The organism is Flavobacterium sp. (genome assembly GCF_039595935.1).
Lineage (GTDB): Bacteria > Bacteroidota > Bacteroidia > Flavobacteriales > Flavobacteriaceae > Flavobacterium.
In genome coordinates this window covers 1,337,925-1,354,715 of record NZ_JBCNKR010000006.1, presented here as the reverse complement: position 1 = coordinate 1,354,715, position 16,791 = coordinate 1,337,925, and the positions used below count along the sequence as shown (strand labels likewise).

Annotated in this window: 16 protein-coding genes and 1 pseudogene; 12 read left to right on the top strand and 5 right to left on the bottom strand. The window is 32.2% G+C overall.

Annotated elements, in window-relative coordinates:
* Positions 1-81 precede the first annotated feature (81 nt).
* The 5 genes from ABDW27_RS15645 (at position 82) to ABDW27_RS15625 (ending at position 5,851) form a co-directional block, all read left to right on the top strand.
* On the top strand, positions 82-771 hold the full coding sequence (locus tag ABDW27_RS15645; RefSeq protein ID WP_343696751.1) for a DUF6089 family protein: 690 nt from the start codon (positions 82-84) through the stop codon (positions 769-771).
* Positions 772-777: 6 nt separating this feature from the next.
* A complete protein-coding gene (locus tag ABDW27_RS15640) occupies positions 778-1,518 on the top strand; it encodes an isoprenyl transferase (RefSeq protein WP_343696750.1) in 741 nt (246 codons plus the stop codon).
* Positions 1,451-4,225, top strand: a complete 2,775-nt coding sequence (locus ABDW27_RS15635; protein WP_343696749.1) for a POTRA domain-containing protein — start codon at positions 1,451-1,453, stop codon at positions 4,223-4,225. The genes ABDW27_RS15640 and ABDW27_RS15635 overlap by 68 nt, the downstream gene beginning before the upstream one ends.
* Before the next feature lie 61 nt (positions 4,226-4,286).
* The gene (locus tag ABDW27_RS15630) at positions 4,287-5,333 is read left to right on the top strand and encodes an OmpH family outer membrane protein (RefSeq protein WP_343696748.1); all 1,047 of its coding nucleotides are present in this window, start codon (positions 4,287-4,289) and stop codon (positions 5,331-5,333) included.
* Between the two features lie 14 nt (positions 5,334-5,347).
* Positions 5,348-5,851 (top strand): OmpH family outer membrane protein, encoded by a 504-nt coding sequence (locus ABDW27_RS15625; protein ID WP_177178064.1) that lies wholly within the window; start codon positions 5,348-5,350, stop codon positions 5,849-5,851.
* A 154-nt stretch (positions 5,852-6,005) separates the two neighbouring features.
* On the opposite strand, the gene ABDW27_RS15620 is transcribed toward ABDW27_RS15625, so the two are convergent.
* The gene (locus ABDW27_RS15620) at positions 6,006-6,182 is read right to left on the bottom strand and encodes a bacteriocin (protein WP_343696747.1); all 177 of its coding nucleotides are present in this window, start codon (positions 6,180-6,182) and stop codon (positions 6,006-6,008) included.
* Between the two features lie 112 nt (positions 6,183-6,294).
* Here ABDW27_RS15620 and murI point away from each other — a divergent pair, with 112 nt between their 5' ends.
* Positions 6,295-7,071, top strand: coding sequence for a glutamate racemase (murI, locus tag ABDW27_RS15615; protein ID WP_343696746.1), 777 nt, complete (start codon positions 6,295-6,297; stop codon positions 7,069-7,071).
* Positions 7,072-7,074: 3 nt separating this feature from the next.
* On the opposite strand, the gene ABDW27_RS15610 is transcribed toward murI, so the two are convergent.
* Together ABDW27_RS15610 and ABDW27_RS15605 are read right to left on the bottom strand one after the other, a co-directional pair.
* The gene (locus ABDW27_RS15610; protein WP_343696745.1) at positions 7,075-8,313 is read right to left on the bottom strand and encodes an aromatic hydrocarbon degradation protein; all 1,239 of its coding nucleotides are present in this window, start codon (positions 8,311-8,313) and stop codon (positions 7,075-7,077) included.
* Entirely contained in the window at positions 8,314-9,642 is a 1,329-nt protein-coding gene (locus tag ABDW27_RS15605) for a DUF4270 family protein (RefSeq protein WP_343696744.1), read from the bottom strand.
* A gap of 281 nt (positions 9,643-9,923) precedes the next feature.
* Here ABDW27_RS15605 and ABDW27_RS15600 point away from each other — a divergent pair, with 281 nt between their 5' ends.
* From ABDW27_RS15600 to ABDW27_RS15580, 5 genes are all read left to right on the top strand, one after another.
* A complete protein-coding gene (locus ABDW27_RS15600; RefSeq protein ID WP_343696743.1) occupies positions 9,924-10,715 on the top strand; it encodes a DUF6268 family outer membrane beta-barrel protein in 792 nt (263 codons plus the stop codon).
* A 15-nt stretch (positions 10,716-10,730) separates the two neighbouring features.
* The gene (locus ABDW27_RS15595) at positions 10,731-11,735 is read left to right on the top strand and encodes a kelch repeat-containing protein (RefSeq protein WP_343696742.1); all 1,005 of its coding nucleotides are present in this window, start codon (positions 10,731-10,733) and stop codon (positions 11,733-11,735) included.
* Positions 11,722-12,054 (top strand): DUF4907 domain-containing protein, encoded by a 333-nt coding sequence (locus ABDW27_RS15590; protein WP_343696741.1) that lies wholly within the window; start codon positions 11,722-11,724, stop codon positions 12,052-12,054. The genes ABDW27_RS15595 and ABDW27_RS15590 overlap by 14 nt, the downstream gene beginning before the upstream one ends.
* Positions 12,055-13,155, top strand: a complete 1,101-nt coding sequence (locus ABDW27_RS15585) for a sensor histidine kinase (RefSeq protein ID WP_343696740.1) — start codon at positions 12,055-12,057, stop codon at positions 13,153-13,155.
* 149 nt (positions 13,156-13,304) lie between these two features.
* A complete protein-coding gene (locus tag ABDW27_RS15580) occupies positions 13,305-14,021 on the top strand; it encodes a LytTR family DNA-binding domain-containing protein (RefSeq protein ID WP_343696739.1) in 717 nt (238 codons plus the stop codon).
* A gap of 85 nt (positions 14,022-14,106) precedes the next feature.
* On the opposite strand, the gene ABDW27_RS15575 is transcribed toward ABDW27_RS15580, so the two are convergent.
* Positions 14,107-14,625, bottom strand: a complete 519-nt coding sequence (locus ABDW27_RS15575) for a gamma carbonic anhydrase family protein (protein ID WP_343696738.1) — start codon at positions 14,623-14,625, stop codon at positions 14,107-14,109.
* 9 nt (positions 14,626-14,634) lie between these two features.
* The gene (locus tag ABDW27_RS15570) at positions 14,635-15,624 is read right to left on the bottom strand and encodes a type IX secretion system membrane protein PorP/SprF (RefSeq protein ID WP_343696737.1); all 990 of its coding nucleotides are present in this window, start codon (positions 15,622-15,624) and stop codon (positions 14,635-14,637) included.
* A gap of 143 nt (positions 15,625-15,767) precedes the next feature.
* On the opposite strand from ABDW27_RS15570, the pseudogene ABDW27_RS15565 reads away from it, so the two are divergent.
* Positions 15,768-16,668: pseudogene (locus tag ABDW27_RS15565) on the top strand (NifU family protein).
* The last annotated feature ends 123 nt before the right edge of the window (positions 16,669-16,791 follow it).

The following is a 16,791-nucleotide window of genomic DNA, read 5'->3' as shown; positions in this document are numbered from 1 at the left end:
AATTGAAAAAGAGGCACATTTATGTAAAGGAACTTTGATTCGTATCGATAATTATTATATTTGCACGCAATTCTGAATTAAATGAAGAAAATTTTTAATTTATTGTTATGTTTTTTCCCTTTTATTACGCTAAATGCTCAGATAAATGAGCTTGGTGTTTTTATTGGCGGAAGTAACTTTGTTGGTGATGTGGGAAGTACAACTTACATTAAACCAGACAAACTGGCTTTAGGCGTTTTATATAAATGGAATAAAAGCCCGAGACATTCTTACCGTTTCTCTTATACACAATCTACTATTCTTGGAAACGATTTAGATTCAGATGAAACAGGACGCAGCAACAGAGGTTATCGATTTGAAAATGACGTAAAAGAGTTTTCTGCCGGTTTAGAATTCAATTTTTTCGATTTCAACCTTCATGATTATCATACAAAAGTTACTCCTTATATATATTCAGGTTTAAGCTTTTTCCTTTATGATGGGTTGTACCGTTATGAAACCAGTCCGAATGTAACGCAGAAGATTAATTCAAATTCTTTTGCAATACCAATGACTTTGGGGATAAAATCAAATGTAACGCCTCATTTTATTATAGGTGCCGAAGTTGGAGCCAGATATACTTTTACCGATAATATCGACGGCAGTAATCCTGACACCAGCAATACATCTATCAAAAAATTTGGAAATTTAAATAATAATGACTGGTATGTCTTTTCGGGTATAACTTTAAGCTATACCTTTGGACAAAAACCTTGCTACTGCGCAGAATAATACATAATGAATTTACTAGACTCTATAGATCAATCAAACTTACCTAAACATCTGGCCATTATAATGGACGGAAACGGGCGCTGGGCTAAACAACAAGGCTTCATGAGAGCTTTTGGACATGAAAACGGCACTAAATCTGTAAAAAAAACAATTACTACTTGTGCTAAACTTGGTATTAAGTATTTAACCTTGTATGCTTTTTCTACAGAAAACTGGAATCGTCCGAAATTAGAGGTAGAAGCTTTAATGAAAATATTGATCAATTCCTTAAAAAAAGAGCTAGTTACACTACAGGAAAATAATATTAGGCTTAATGCAATTGGTAATCTTGATAAATTACCAAAAACGGCACAAAAAGAGCTTTTAGATGTAATTGAAAAAACTAAAAACAATACCAGACTTACGTTAACACTTGCTTTGAGCTATGGTTCCAGAGAAGAATTAGTAAACGCTGTCAGAACAATAAGTGATAAAGTTAAAAATAATATAATTTCAATAGACACTATTGACGATTTAATTATAAATGAGCATCTTTACACGCAAAATTTACCTGACGTAGATTTATTAATACGAACAAGTGGAGAACATAGAATAAGTAATTTTTTGCTTTGGCAGATTGCCTATGCAGAATTGTATTTTACTAATGTCTTGTGGCCAGACTTTAAAGATCAAGATTTATATGAGGCTATTATTAGTTATCAAAAAAGAGAACGTAGATTTGGAAAAACCAGTGAACAAATTAAATAAATTTTTAGTGTTACAAAAAAGAATACCACAAATAGTCTGTACCCTTTTAATGCTGGGTAGTTTTTCACAAATTAAAGCTCAAGATAGAGTTCCTTTTGATCAAGGAAAAAAATACATTCTAGCTAAAGTCTCTGTTGTTGGTAAAATAAGCTTCAATGAGCAAACTGTTGTAACTTTCTCAGGTCTTCAGACTGGGCAGGAAATCACCGTTCCCGGGGAAGAAATCACTGGCGCTATTAAGAAATTAGGAAAACTGGGACTTTTTGACGAAATCTCTTTTTATATTAATAAAGTACAAAATGACAGTATTTATTTAGACTTAAATATTGTCGAACTTCCAAAGTTAAACGAGGTAAAATTTACTGGTGTTAAGAAAAGTAAAGTCGAAGGATTAATTAAGGATAACAACCTGACTAAAAACAAAATAGTCAACGAAAACTTAATTACTACCACCAAAAATTATATTGAAAATAAATATAAAAAAGACGGCTTTTATAACACCAAAGTTGTCATTACAACAACTCCTGACAGCACTGCCGGAAATCAGGTAAATATGCTTGTAAGGGTTGATAAAGGCGATAAAGTTAAAATCAGCAGTATTGATTTCATTGGAAATAAACAACTTACTGATACTAAGTTGAGAGCTGCTATGAAAGATACAAAACAGAAAAATCTGCTGCGTGTATTTAAAGCTTCTAAATTCATTCCGGAAAAATACAAGACTGACTTAGAAAAAGTTATTGCTGCTTACAAAGAAAAAGGATATCGTGATGCACGTATTATTTATGATTCTGTTACTTATAATAAACAGAAAAATATGCTTGCGATTAAAATTAATGTTGAAGAAGGAAACAAATACTACTTTGGAAACATTAAGTTTTTAGGAAATACTGTCTATTCAGATCAACAGTTAAACCGTTATTTAGGTATTAAAAAAGGAGAAACTTATAATGGTGTATTGTTAGAAAAAAGAATCGCTGACAACACAAAACCAGACGGAGAAGACATTACAAACTTATATCAAAACAATGGTTATTTATTCTCTAAAATTAATGCTGTAGAGGTAAAAACAGTTAACGATACTATCGATTTTGAGATTAGAATTACGGAAGGGCCTATCGCCTATTTCAACAAAATTTACGTTACCGGAAACGACAAAACAAATGACCACGTAATTTACCGTGAGTTAAGAACTAAACCAGGAAACAAATACAGCAAAGAAGAATTAGTTAGAACAATTCGTGAAATTGGTCAGTTAGGATTCTTTGATCCTGAGGCTATTAAACCTGAATTTAGAAACGTAGATCCAGCAGCTGGAACTGTTGATATCGAATATCAATTAGTAGAAAAAGGATCTAGCCAGGTTGAGCTTCAGGGAGGTTATGGCGGTGGAGGTTTCATTGGAACCTTAGGTTTATCTTTCAACAATTTCTCTGCAAGAAAATTATTTGATAAAGATGCCTATAAACCATTACCAATGGGAGATGGTCAAAAAGTAGCACTTCGTTTACAAGGAAGTACCTATTTCCAGACTTACAGTTTATCATTCTCTGAACCATGGTTTGGAGGTAAAAAACCAGTACAATTCAGTTCATCTATATCGTATAGTAAACAGTTCAATTACAATTACGCAACCAGAGACGTTGACAGAAACCAAAGTTTTAATATTTTTACAGTACAGGTTGGTTTAGCTAAGCGTCTTACAGTGCCAGATGATTATTTTGTACTTTCACAATCTGTTAGTTATCAGCACTATGATTTGAATAATTACTATACAGGATTATTTACTTTTGGTAACGGAGCTTCAAGAAACCTTGCCTATACAATAGGAATTTCAAGAAGTAATAAAGGGGTTAACCCAATATTCCCAACTTATGGTTCTGAATTTAGCATCTCAGCAAAAGTAACACCTCCATATTCTTTGTTCAATAATATTAATTATAGTGATTTATCGAACCAGAAAGAATATAAAATGCAGAATACCGGTGCAATGTATACTGGTGCGGATGGTCTTCCTGTTAATACTGGTGATTATACTAAAACTGAAACAATTAATGGTCAGTCAGGAACTGTGAGTGTTGGATCAGATTTTAAAAGTGCTGACACTGATGTTGGAAAAGTCGATCAAAAGAAATACAACTGGTTAGAATATTATAAAGTAAAATTTAAAGCTGACTGGTATACTAAAGTATATGGTAAATTAGTTTTAAGAACATTAACCGAATTTGGTTTCCTGGGAGCTTACGATCAGGCAAGAGGAGTTGTTCCGTTTGAGCGTTTCTATTTAGGAGGAGACGGTATGGCCAACTACTCTATGGATGGTAGAGAAACAATACAGTTAAGAGGTTATCCAAATAACTCGCTTACACCAATTATCGAAGACAGAACTAGTTCTAGATACGGTCAGCAGATTGGAGCAACCATTTACAATAAGTTCTCTATGGAGTTACGTTATCCTATTACACTGAAATCGTCTGCATCTATTTATGCATTAACGTTTTTAGAAGCTGGTTCATCATATCCAACGTTTAGAGATTACAATCCGTTTGATTTGAATCGTTCTGCTGGTGCTGGTTTACGTGTGTTTATGCCTGCATTTGGATTATTGGGTATAGATTTTGGTTACGGGTTTGATGCTCTTCCAGGGTCTACCACAAACAAGGCTAATGGCTGGGAAACACATTTTATTATTGGACAACAATTTTAGTGCTAATTTTATTACAAAGTTTAGTACATTTGGTTAAAAATTTAGAAATAAAAGTAATGTTATGAAGAAACAAGTTTTATTTATATTTTTAGCCTTGATTGTAGCAAATACAAGTCAGGCTCAAGGTAAGACGACTAGGATTGGTTACATTGATATGGAATATATTTTAGAAAATGTTGCTGACTATAAAGAAGCAAAATCACAATTAGAGATCAAAGCTCAAAAGTGGAAACAAGAAATAGAAGCCAAAAAATTAAATATTAATACTCTTAAGGAAAACCTTAAAGCTGAAAAAGCTTTATTGACAAAAGAATTAATAGACGAAAGAGAAACTGAAATTAAGTTCCTTGAAAATGAGATGCTGGATTATCAGCAAAAACAGTTTGGTGCTGACGGAAATTTAATTCGACAAAAATCAGCATTAGCAAAACCAATACAAGATCAGGTTTTTACTGCTGTTCAGGATATTGCAGAAGCAAAGAATTATGATTTTATTTTTGATAAGTCATCAGATTTGACAATGCTATTCAGCAATAAACGATTTGATATCAGCGATCAGGTTATACGTATCTTAAACAGAACAGAAAAAAGAGAACAGCTGACTAAAAAACAGCTGAAAGATCAGGAAGCTAAAGAAAGTAAAGAAAATGCAATTGATGAAAATCCGGCAATGGCTGATCGTCAAAAAGCATTAGATGAAAAAAGAACAGCCAGAGAAAAGCTTATTGAAGACAGAAGACTGGAGCAGGAAGCTAAGAAAAAAGAATACGATGACAGAAGAAAAGCTATTCAGGCTGAAAGAGAAGCCAAAAAAAATGGCACGGTTTCTGAAACTGCTAAAACAGCAACAGAAGCTGCTAAAACAACTGAAACGTCAAAACCTGCTGAAGCTGCTAAAACTGGAGAAACCGCTAAGCCTGCCTCTACTACAACTACAACTCCTGAAACAACAGAGCCGGTAGTAGACAAAGCTGCAGAAAGACAAAAACTGTATGAACAGCGCAAAAAAGAATTAGAAGAACGAAGAAAAAAAATACTCGAAGAACGAGAAGCGGCTAAAAAAGCAAAAGAAGCCGAAACACAAAAAACAAATACGACCAATAATTAATTAATATTTTAAAAATGATGAAACAAATCAAAACTTTACTAATTGCTGCAATACTTATTTTAGGAGCAAGTAATACAATGAACGCACAGGCGAAGGTTGCCCATGTTGATGTTAGCGAGATCATGTCGAAAATGCCTGCTATGTTAGATGCTCAAAATCAACTGCAAAAATTAAGTGGTACATATGATGCTGAATACAAAAAAATGGTTGATGAATATCAAACTAAAATCAAAAAGTATGAAGCAGAAGCTGCAACTGTAACTGAAGCTGTAAACGGAGATCGTTCTAAAGAAGTTCAGGATATGCAAAAAAGAATTGTTGATTACAGAGACAATGCTCAAAAAGAACTTCAACAAAAAGAAACTGATATAGTAAAACCATTAATGGAAAAAGTAAGAGCTTCTATCCAAAAAGTTGGAAAAGCTAAAGGTTTTCAATATGTTTTAGATGGTTCTACTCTTTTATTAGCTGATGGTCCAAACATTACTGCTGATGTGAAAAAAGATTTAGGATTCTAAGAAAACGATTCTGATAAAATAAAACGGCTCAAGCTTAAAAAGTTTGAGCCGTTTTTATTTTTTATGGATTTCCCTTGTAAAAAGATTGTTTATTAAATTCAAAAAGAAAAGGAGCCCAATATTGGACTCCTTTTCTTCAATACACAAAAGTGTATTAGCCTCTTGGCGGACATTTAGTTCCTGAAGGAAAACATTCCCAAATAGGTTTTCTGGTTTCATCAAATCCAACGATACAAGCTATGCCATAGCACTCTGGAGCATTTCCTCCATTGATTTGTTTAAGTTCTTGTTTAGATAATTTTTGAGCTCCTAATTTTTCAATAATTTTCATGTGGTAAATGTTTTAAGGTTTAGGGTAAATATAGTATTTTATTTACAATAAATTATACTTTAATTTAAAATTCCCGATTGCAGAAAAAGTAAGAAATATGTAACTTTGTCTTATGACAAACAATAATCCTATAGGCGTTTTTGACTCTGGTATTGGAGGAACTTCAATCTGGAAAGAAATACACGAATTACTTCCGAACGAAAAAACAATTTACTTAGCTGACAGTAAAAATGCTCCATATGGACAAAGAACAAAAGAGGAAATTGTTGCATTAAGCAAAAAAAATGTAGAGTTTTTGCTTGAGAAAAATTGCAAATTAATTGTCGTTGCATGTAATACCGCTACAACAAATGCCATTCGCGAACTTCGAAATGATTATGATATTCCGTTTATAGGAATTGAACCGGCAATTAAACCCGCTGCAAATAACTCTAAAACACAAGTTATAGGGATTCTAGCAACAAAAGGCACGCTGAATAGTGAACTATTTAATAAGACAGCCGAAATGTTTCAGCACACTACAATTATAGAACAAGTGGGTCATGGCTTGGTACAATTAATTGAAGATGGTAATTTATATTCGCCAGAAATGACGCAGCTGCTTGAATCTTATTTACAGCCGATGATCGATGCTAATATTGATTATTTGGTTTTAGGCTGCAGTCATTATCCGTATTTAATTCCGCAGATCAAGAAAATACTTCCTGAGCACATCAAAATTATTGATTCGGGAGAAGCTGTAGCAAGACAAACCCAAAATATTCTTCGTGAAAAAGTGGGTTTTACCGATGCTGTACAAAACGATCCGGAATTCTTTGTAAATTCAAACCCGGCAGTACTTCAATCAATTTTAGAAAATAAATATCCAGTTATAGAAAAAGATTTCTAAAAACTACTCTATTTTTCGTTTAACAAACCAAATTCCGTCTAAAGATAAATTTAGAGACAACTTGTGATAGTTTTCCTTTATTAATCCTTCAGAAATTCTCCCCTTTTGTCCGTATGAATATGAAATATTAAGAGACGAAAGTGAGTTTTCAATTGGCAGGTTGATTCCAACTGAAACTGATGCATTATTAACTCTTTTACCATCTATTTCAAGATATCCGGTATCAAAATTAGCGCCGGCAAAATATTGTATCCTATCCCAATATTTTCTGAAATTACTTTTCTCATCGAGATAAGCAAATCCAAGAGCAAATCGATCCTGGTTTACAAAATCGCCATATAAATCAGATTGTCTTGTATCATTCCACAAACTCTTTTGATAATCAAAATTCACAGTAAGAGCCTTCTTGAATTTTTTACTAATACCAACACCAATTTCCAGAGGCATATAATAATCATCAACGTCTGAAGGTGTATTTGATTCTATAACAGAGAGAACCTCATCAGCAACCGTTTCAACAGTCTGTACTTTTGAGCTTTTAATTTGTGTAGGCAGTTTTATTGTTGTTCCAATCGTAAACGTAGAATCGATTTTATACTGAGATCCTATTGTAGCCCGAAAACCATTATAATCTGTTTTTTTATGAATATTGGTTATTGAGTTTAAAATCGTAAAAGTTCTGTTGTCATCAACATTTCCAAATAGTAAAGCCGTAGAAATTCCAAGCGTAAATTTATCTGTAAATCTATATCCGTACGAAAAATCAAAGTTATTTAAACCTCCAGTACCTCCAGCTGTCAAGTAGTAAGATTCATTACTATCCAGAATAGGAAGTTTTAAATCAGAAATTTTATAAGATGCACTTGAATATGGTCGCAGCGAAACACTAAATCCTGATTTTTTAGTAACAGGAAATGCAAAAGCAAAATGAGAAAATTGAAAATTATTACGTTTCTCACTCTTAGAACTGCTTTGATATGTTGTTGCTATTGCCTTTCCTCCTACATCGAGCATAAAATGATTAAGAGGCATAAAACCTAAAGAGGCAGGATTCAAATTATTAATGAAGTTTGACGGCGTTAAAGCGATTCCTGAAGATCCCATTGAAGGAATTGCTCCAAAATCAGAATCGTATAAACTTCCAACTCCGTATAATGAATAAGGCGAACTTGAAATACTTTGAGAAAATGAAGTCAGCGACAATAAAATGAAGCAGCTCAAAAAGAATATTTTATTTTTCATTTAGTATGAGATGTAATAAACTTTAATTTGAATTTTATTATCCGGATGTTTTTGATCTCCTAAAACAATTCTGTTTACTGATTTGGAAATTCCCGGTAAGGTTAAGATCAAAGCTGACCTTGAATCTGATGCTTTCAACATTTCTTTCTGCAGAAAATTCCCTAATGGAATTGTGTACCCCAGATTTTCATTAAACTCATCAGTTTTCTTATTTAAAATACCATAAACGGCGGAGCCCGCAGCATTTTGTAAAGAGCCACTAATTCTGTTTAAATTATCTCCTACATATACCTTTAAGGAATCTGCCAGTGGATATTTATCTGAATATGAATTATTAATCGGCTTTATAAATAATTGCGCATCGACAATTGCCCCATTACTTGAAATGGATTTAAGCTGCTTTATATTTGGAAAATCGATCCGGCAGGCTACTCCGGTTCCAGACTGAATAAATCCTTGTTTATTAGTTAATGTACTTGAAAGTCTTTGAGTTGAAACAGGCAGATTTTGAATCAAAGTTCCTGTTTTGTCTGATGAAATCGAATTAAACTGTGTTGCAGCATTTGACATTAAAAAATCGATATAAAAAGAATCAGCCTCTGTATCAGCCTGATATTTTGAATAATAAAGTCTGACTTTACTTGTAGAGGAACTAAATCCTATCATACTTGATGAACTAGAAGTCGAGGGTACAAGGACTAATCCTTTTAAATATTCTTTAAAATTATCGAAGTCTGTAATTTCTCTTTTCTTTATTTTTTGAAAAAGCGCTTCACCAAAAGCATCGTCCATTCTAATATTGATCGAATCTTTTTCTATTGGACGTGGTTTATACGAAATTGTTCCCAAACTTTCATCACTATAAGTCAGAGTAGAGTTATTGTAAAAACTATCGTCGTCTGTATTAGGTTTTACTTTTTGAGTCAGCCTGTGGATGTCAAATTTCTGAACCTGAGTTGTATCTCCGTAGTAATAATTATCATATTTTAAAATCATCGAGATAGAATCAAAAACAAAATTCACCGCCTCTGTATCTGACCCGGAATTGTTTAAGGCATATGAACTTCCTGAAAGCTGAAAATAAGCGTTCGATTTTACTTTCCCGAAAATAGGATCATCATAATTACCAATTAAGATACGGCTTTGACCGGAAGTTACAAGTGAGTCAAAATTTATGGTCGACATTTCGACCGTAACGGTATCAACCATAACCACTTTATTACTTAGAGCCAGATAATCTGAACCAACAACAAACTCACCTGCATCAGTATCCGTACCGCATGAAAATATAGTAAAAGCAAAAACCAGCATTAATAAAAACTTGCCCATAATCAATTTTTTGGGCAAATATAAATTGCACTCTCCTGCGCTACACTATAACATATACAGTCTAGCTTTTTTTGACTATAAATGACCTAAAATCATCTACAATAGATTAACGGAAATAAATATTTCATTCGGCTATAAAAAGGGCTGTTTTGTCTATCAAAAAGAGCCATACATATATCTTCTTTTTTTTAAAACCTTCTCCAACCTACTTTTGAGCCAATAAATAAGTAATGAAAATAAGGTTTATAATTTGTTTGTTTTTTTTAGTGTCATTTCTGAACATGAAGGCACAGGAAAAATTTTCGGTAAACATGAATCTAAAAACAGAACCAACTGATAATATTGATTTCACCGAAACAAATATTGGAATAAAATTCAGCCAAAAAGTAAGTTCAAAAAGCCAGATAACAAACACATTAGAATATTCGAATTTAAAATTGAATTATGATTTAGGCGAATACGAATCATTCGAGAATTTAGATCGATTGCAAAAAATTCAGGACAAACTGGAGTTTACGCAGGAAATATCAAATTCTACAAAATTAAATTTTGCACTTAATCCAACATTTAATTTTCAACAAAATGTTGGTTTCTCTGATTTTGCACTTTTAGGAAGTTTTGAAATATATCAGCAATTAGGTTCGAAAACTACATTAAGTATTGGAGCAGCCCGAACAAGCGTTTTTGGTAATACTAATTTTTTGCCTGTTGCATCGGTAAATTATAGAATTAATGATAATGCTAATGTACTGATTGGTTTCCCGGATTCGAGAATTTCCTATTCAAATAATATTAGAAACAAGTTTAGTTTAAATAATAGTTTCAACGGAAGTTTTTACAATTTAAGCAGTCAAAACTATACAGGTATAAATGCGTCAAAAGCAGTTTTATCTCAAATGACTGCAGCACTCGAATATGAAAGAAATGTCGATAAAAACTGGTTTTTAAATTTTAAAGCCGGATATGATTTTGACAAAAAATATAAACTGACTGACGAAAATAATCATACTGCTTATGATTTTAATATAAGCAACGGATATGTTTTAGGAATAGGCATCAAATACAAACAATAAATAAATTAATACACTATGAATAATTTAAAAAAAGGAATATTATTCGCTACCCTGCTTTCGAGCCTGTTTTTTGTAAGCTGCAGCAACGACGATGAAGATGAATTAGTAGGAAACTGGATTAAAAAATCTGCGTTTGACGGTCCTGCAAGATCTAGTGCAACAAGTTTTGTTATTGGAGATTTTGCTTATATAGCAACCGGATATACCGGAGACGAATATTTAAAAGATTTATGGGCTTACAACTCTACTGGAGATTATTGGGAGCAAAAAGCAAATTTTACAGGAGTTGGCAGAAGTTCAGCATCAGCCTTTACATTAAATGATAAAGGATATGTAGGTCTTGGTTATGATGGGACAAATAAATTGAAAGATTTCTATCAATATGATCCAACTAGCAATAGCTGGACTCAAAAAGCTGATTTTGCAGGAACTGGACGTTATGCTGCTGTTGGTTTTCAGGTTGGCGGAAAAGCGTTTTTCGGAACTGGTTATGATGGAAATTATTTAAAAGATTTTTATCAATATGATGATCAGGCAAATACATGGACACTTGTAAACGGTTTTAGCGGAAACAAGAGACGTAATGCAACTGTATTTGTAATTTCTGATAAAGCGTATTTAGTTACCGGAGTTAATAATGGTGTTTATCAGGAAGATTTTTGGGAATTTGATCCTTCTACAGATGTTTGGACCAGAAAAAGAGATATTGACAAAGATACCGATGATGATTATTCATGGAATGATGATTATGCGATTACAAGATCAAACGCTTCAAGTTTTTCAATGAACGGATTAGGATATGTTGTAGGTGGAGAAAACATTAAAACAGTTTGGGAATACAATCCGTCAACAGATCTTTGGGAAGAAAGAACTGCAATGGAAGGTGCAACGAGAACTGATGCAGTTGGTTTTTCAATTAACAATCGTGGGTTTTATATGCTGGGAAGAGTGGGCTCAACTTATTATGATGATGCCTGGGAGTTTAGACCACAAGATGAACAAAGCGATGATGACAATTAATACTCAACAATTCTTCTGGAGTAAAATCCAGAAGAATTTATTGTTTTTGGTTCTTGTTTTATTAATAGCTTCCTGTACAAAAAAGGAAACATTAAAAGCAGAAGCATTTAAAACAAATTCAGGCTGGGGATATACAATTGCTTATAAAGATAAAATCTTAATCAAACAATCGATAATTCCTGTTATAAGTAATAATAAAAGTTTTGCAACCCAAGAAGATGCATTAAAAACAGGCCATTTAGTTATGGACAAACTCAAACACAACTTATCACCAACGGTAACCAAAAATGAATTAATTTTATTAAAAATAAAATTATAAATGAAACTAGATACCATTAAAAATACAAATTCAAATAAAATACTATTTCACGGTATCCTTTGGGTTTTCTTTATACTGACATCTTTAATTCAGTTTTATGAAAGTCCTTTTAGAATCAGCAATGATTTTTATGTACAATGGGCAACTGGAATTTTATTGTTTTATTTGAACTATTTTTATTTGGTACCTGCCCTTCTTTTACAAAAAAAGTATTGGCAGTATTTTCTTTTCATTTTTATTATTATTTCAGTGTTTATGATCATCAGGATTAATTATTTTATTCCTGAGTTCAGACATGCAAGACCCCGAATGTTCCCGCACGAAGCAATTAATCTTTACAAAGGACACAGAGGCAAAGTCATGTTCACACCAGCCAGACAGCCCTTGTTTTTTAAAATTGGGCCATCCTTTTTTTATATTTTAATTATTACAATAAGTGCAGTCATTAGAACATTGACAGAGTTTTATAATAATCAGCAAAACAAATTAATTGCCGAAACACACCGAACAAATACAGAATTGATATATCTGCGTAAACAAACCAATCCGCATTTTTTATTCAATTCGTTAAACAGTATTTATTCTTTGGCACATAAGAAATCTGATTTGGTTCCTGATGCCATCGTAACCTTATCTGAATTAATGCGCTATATGCTTTATGAAACAGATAATAAAACGGTGGCTTTAGAGAAAGAAATCAATTACATTCAAAATTATATTGAGTTGCAAAAACTCAGATTAAACAATATTGAAGACATTGTTATAAACGTTCACGGAAACACAAAAAATAAGTTTATTGAACCTTTACTTTTAATTTCGTTTGTTGAAAATGCTTTTAAATACGGAACCGATTATAAAGGCGCAACGCATGTAAAAATTAAGATATTCATTTCTGAAAACAACCTTGATTTTTGGATTGAAAATACAATCGAGAATTATGAAAAAGATCCTGAAAATTCAGGAATTGGACTTGTCAATATTCAAAGCCGACTAGATTTACTTTATCCTGATGCACATGAACTTACCATCAGTCAGGATAATAAATTTTACCGGGTTCATCTAAATCTTAAACTAGATGAAATTAAAACTACAGGAGAATAAAAAAACAGATATCATCGTAAAAATCTGAATAAAAACAAGATTTAAATTTTGTATAAATTCAGTATTTTTATGATAATTTTAAAACTTAAATCATTGGTTTAAAACTACTTTTGACTGCCAAACAAATTTAAAAACCTAATTCATAACAGATGAAATGTGTAATTATAGATGATGAACCTTTAGCAGTTGAATTATTAGAAGATTTTGTTAGAAAAGTAGATTCGCTGGAATTAGTCAATACTTTTAATAATGCTATTGATGCCGTTTCATTCATCAATCAAAATAATGTTGATTTGATTTTTCTGGACATTCAAATGCCGCATTTTTCTGGAATAGATTTTTTAAACACGATTGAAAAAAAACCTTTAGTAATTTTTACAACCGCTTATTCTGATTATGCCGTTGAAGGTTTCAATCTTGGTGCAGTCGATTATTTAGTAAAACCAATTCCGTTTCATCGTTTCTTAAAATCGGTTGTAAGAGCACAACAGATTAATAATCCGGCATCTACAGTTCAGGCTATTGCCGAAACCAATACAATTCCGGAAGCTGAACAGGATTTTATGTTTGTAAGAGCTGAATATGAAAACGTAAAAATGAATTTTTCAGATATTTTATTTATTGAAGGATTGAAAGACTACGTGAAAATTTATACTACAGATAATAAATTTACACTGACTTTAATAAGTTTGATAAAACTTGAAAATCTTCTTTCAAACAAAGGTTTTTCAAGAATTCACAGATCTTATATTATCAATATAAAACACGTAAAATCAATTCAAAAAAATAAGGTTTTGATTAGCGACAAACGAATTCCGATTAGTGAAAGTTATAAGACTGCTTTTTTCGAAAAGATTAATTTATAACTTTATTAAATTTCAAAAAATAAATCCCAAATTCCAACTGTCAATTGTTGGAATTTGGGATTTGAAATTTTTAATATTTATAGTTCTATTCTTCGTTTTTAAACCAGCTAGAATACATCACATAATTGTTTGAAATTCGGCCAATTTCGCCTGCAAAATCAGATTGGTCAATATCTTTTACTTTTTTTGCAGGAACGCCCGCAAATATAGTCCCTGAAGGTACAACTGTATTTTGAGTTAAAACAGCTCCTGCCGCTATAATAGAATTACTTTCTACAACACAATTATCCATCACAATAGCTCCCATTCCAATTAAAACATTATCATGAATGGTACAGCCGTGAACTATTGCGTTATGACCAATTGAAACGTTATTTCCTATAATCGTTGGGTGTTTTTGATACGTACAATGAATTATAGCTCCGTCCTGAATGTTGACTTTATTCCCTATTTTAATAAAATGAACATCTCCGCGAACAACAGCATTAAACCAAACACTGCATGATTCGCCAAAAGTTACATCTCCCACTATAGTAGCATTTTCGGCCACATAACAATCTTCTGGAATAGAAGGAGATTTTCCGTTTACAGATTTAATAAGCATATCAAAATATTAATTAATGGCCGGACAATTACAATCGTAACGTTCCTTTCTACAAAATAAGTCTATACCAAGAGTAATTTGGTGATAACCTCCAGTATCAAATTTCACGTCTCCCATAACCTGAGAATAGGTATAAGCAAACATAAAGTTCTTAAAGTTTACCCCCACAATTGGTGTGAAATATTGTAATTTTTGAGAAGAAACACCACTTCCTGAACTAAACTGAGCTCCGTCAAAACTTCTTCTATAGGATAAGGCCGCCCACAAACTTCCAAAATCTAAATTCTTATAAGCTTTTAAGTTGACATCAATAGATTTTTCTTTTGTCTGATCAAATAACTGAAACAATACAGAAGGTTCCCAGGTAATTTTATCTCTTTTACCAAATACATAGCCCACACTTAAAAGGTATTTTCTTAAGTTATCGCTTTCGTAATCTGTATATAATTCTCTTCTTGTTTCGAGAACGCCCTGAACAGTTGCATGAGCATAAAAATCTAAATAATTATAAGAGGCACCAATATCTAAATTGAAATAAGAATCTTTTTGAATCGAACCAAAAACAATTGGGTCAAAAGTTCCGCCAAATTTAGTTTCATCTAACTGATTCTGAATCAATCCGCCGCTAATACCAAACGACAACTGATTCAAATCGACTTCATCTCTTGAAAACATAATATGATGCGCATACGTAAGCTTAACTCCTTTTTGAGAATGGTATCCGTTTTTATCATTAAAAACAATAATTCCGGCACCCGAACGCTCTCCTAGCCTTCCGTTAAAACTCAATGTTTGCAGAGAAGGCGCATCTTCCTGACCAAACCACTGTTTTCTTGCAGTTAACCTGATTTTTGCACAGTTTGCTGCTCCCGCCATCGAAGGATGAATTAAGTAGTAATTATCTGATAAATAATCTGAATAAACTGGAATTCCTTCTTGTGAGTAAGTATAAAAAGACGTTATTAAAAAAACAATTAATAACTTGATTTTTAATTTCATAATGGCTGGCTGGTTAGTCTAATTTTTGCACTCTTCATAATTTCGTACGAATTATTTGAAGAGAGTCTTAATTATTTTATTAAAAAATCAAATATAGGTAATAGTAGAAAATAACTTTAGTAAATTTGCAAAAAATTAATGCCATGACAAAAATCACTATAAAAGAGACTCAAAATCCTACTATTTTAAAGTTTGAATTTGAAGATTTCATTACTCAAAACGAAAATTTTGAATTTAAAAACATAGATGAAGCACAAGCTTCACCTTTAGCACAACAATTATTCTACCTTCCGTTTGTAAAAACCGTTTATATTTCAGGAAATTTTATCGCAATTGAAAGATACAGCATTGTAGACTGGAATGACGTAAAAGAAGATGTAGCAGAACAAATCGCTGCATTTGTAGACAAAGGCGGTGTAATTATAAAAGTTGACGAAAACAAAGCTAAAAAACAGCCTATTACAGTTTACGGAGAAACAACTCCAAATCCTGTCTGCTTTAAAATTTGTAGTGAGCAGAATGCTGACAAGAAATGCCGTAGAGTACAAAAACATTGACCAGACTGCTTCTTCTCCATTGGCACAGGAATTATTTAAGTTTCCTTATGTAAAAGAAGTTTTTATTGATGAGAATTATATTTCTGTTACTAAATATGAAATTAATGACTGGTCTGAAATCACTTTAGAATTAAGAACTTTCATCAAACAATTTATCGAAAACGGCGGAACTGTTTTAGACGAAAGTTTAATTCAGACAACGGCTAAAAATGATACTGCAAAAGATGAAGCTTTTGACAAACTTGATGTTACGTCTCAGCAGATTATTAATATTTTAGAAGAATATGTAAAACCTGCAGTTGCTGCCGATGGTGGAAATATTGCTTTTGATTCTTATAATGAAGATGATAAAACAGTAAAAGTAATTTTGCAAGGTGCCTGCAGCGGCTGTCCTTCATCAACCTTTACTTTAAAAAGCGGTATCGAAAATATGCTGAAAAGCATGCTAAACGATGAAGCGATTAAGGTTGAAGCTTTAAACGCATAAAAAATACTTCAGTAAATAAAAAAAGCGTCTCAATTGAGGCGTTTTTTTATACCATTAATTAATGAAAAATTTCATTGTTTTAATTCAAAAATAGTTAATATTGTACTTATAACTAATCAATTT

Bases quoted from the DNA above. Each gene is read 5' to 3' on its own strand.
- ABDW27_RS15645 (WP_343696751.1), top strand. From the start codon at position 82: ATGAAGAAAATTTTTAATTTATTGTTATGTTTTTTCCCTTTTATTACG.
- ABDW27_RS15640 (WP_343696750.1), top strand. From the start codon at position 778: ATGAATTTACTAGACTCTATAGATCAATCAAACTTACCTAAACATCTG.
- ABDW27_RS15635 (WP_343696749.1), top strand. From the start codon at position 1,451: ATGAGGCTATTATTAGTTATCAAAAAAGAGAACGTAGATTTGGAAAAA.
- ABDW27_RS15630 (WP_343696748.1), top strand. From the start codon at position 4,287: ATGAAGAAACAAGTTTTATTTATATTTTTAGCCTTGATTGTAGCAAAT.
- ABDW27_RS15625 (WP_177178064.1), top strand. From the start codon at position 5,348: ATGATGAAACAAATCAAAACTTTACTAATTGCTGCAATACTTATTTTA.
- ABDW27_RS15620 (WP_343696747.1), bottom strand. From the start codon at position 6,182: ATGAAAATTATTGAAAAATTAGGAGCTCAAAAATTATCTAAACAAGAA.
- murI (WP_343696746.1), top strand. From the start codon at position 6,295: ATGACAAACAATAATCCTATAGGCGTTTTTGACTCTGGTATTGGAGGA.
- ABDW27_RS15610 (WP_343696745.1), bottom strand. From the start codon at position 8,313: ATGAAAAATAAAATATTCTTTTTGAGCTGCTTCATTTTATTGTCGCTG.
- ABDW27_RS15605 (WP_343696744.1), bottom strand. From the start codon at position 9,642: ATGGGCAAGTTTTTATTAATGCTGGTTTTTGCTTTTACTATATTTTCA.
- ABDW27_RS15600 (WP_343696743.1), top strand. From the start codon at position 9,924: ATGAAGGCACAGGAAAAATTTTCGGTAAACATGAATCTAAAAACAGAA.
- ABDW27_RS15595 (WP_343696742.1), top strand. From the start codon at position 10,731: ATGAATAATTTAAAAAAAGGAATATTATTCGCTACCCTGCTTTCGAGC.
- ABDW27_RS15590 (WP_343696741.1), top strand. From the start codon at position 11,722: ATGATGACAATTAATACTCAACAATTCTTCTGGAGTAAAATCCAGAAG.
- ABDW27_RS15585 (WP_343696740.1), top strand. From the start codon at position 12,055: ATGAAACTAGATACCATTAAAAATACAAATTCAAATAAAATACTATTT.
- ABDW27_RS15580 (WP_343696739.1), top strand. From the start codon at position 13,305: ATGAAATGTGTAATTATAGATGATGAACCTTTAGCAGTTGAATTATTA.
- ABDW27_RS15575 (WP_343696738.1), bottom strand. From the start codon at position 14,625: ATGCTTATTAAATCTGTAAACGGAAAATCTCCTTCTATTCCAGAAGAT.
- ABDW27_RS15570 (WP_343696737.1), bottom strand. From the start codon at position 15,624: ATGAAATTAAAAATCAAGTTATTAATTGTTTTTTTAATAACGTCTTTT.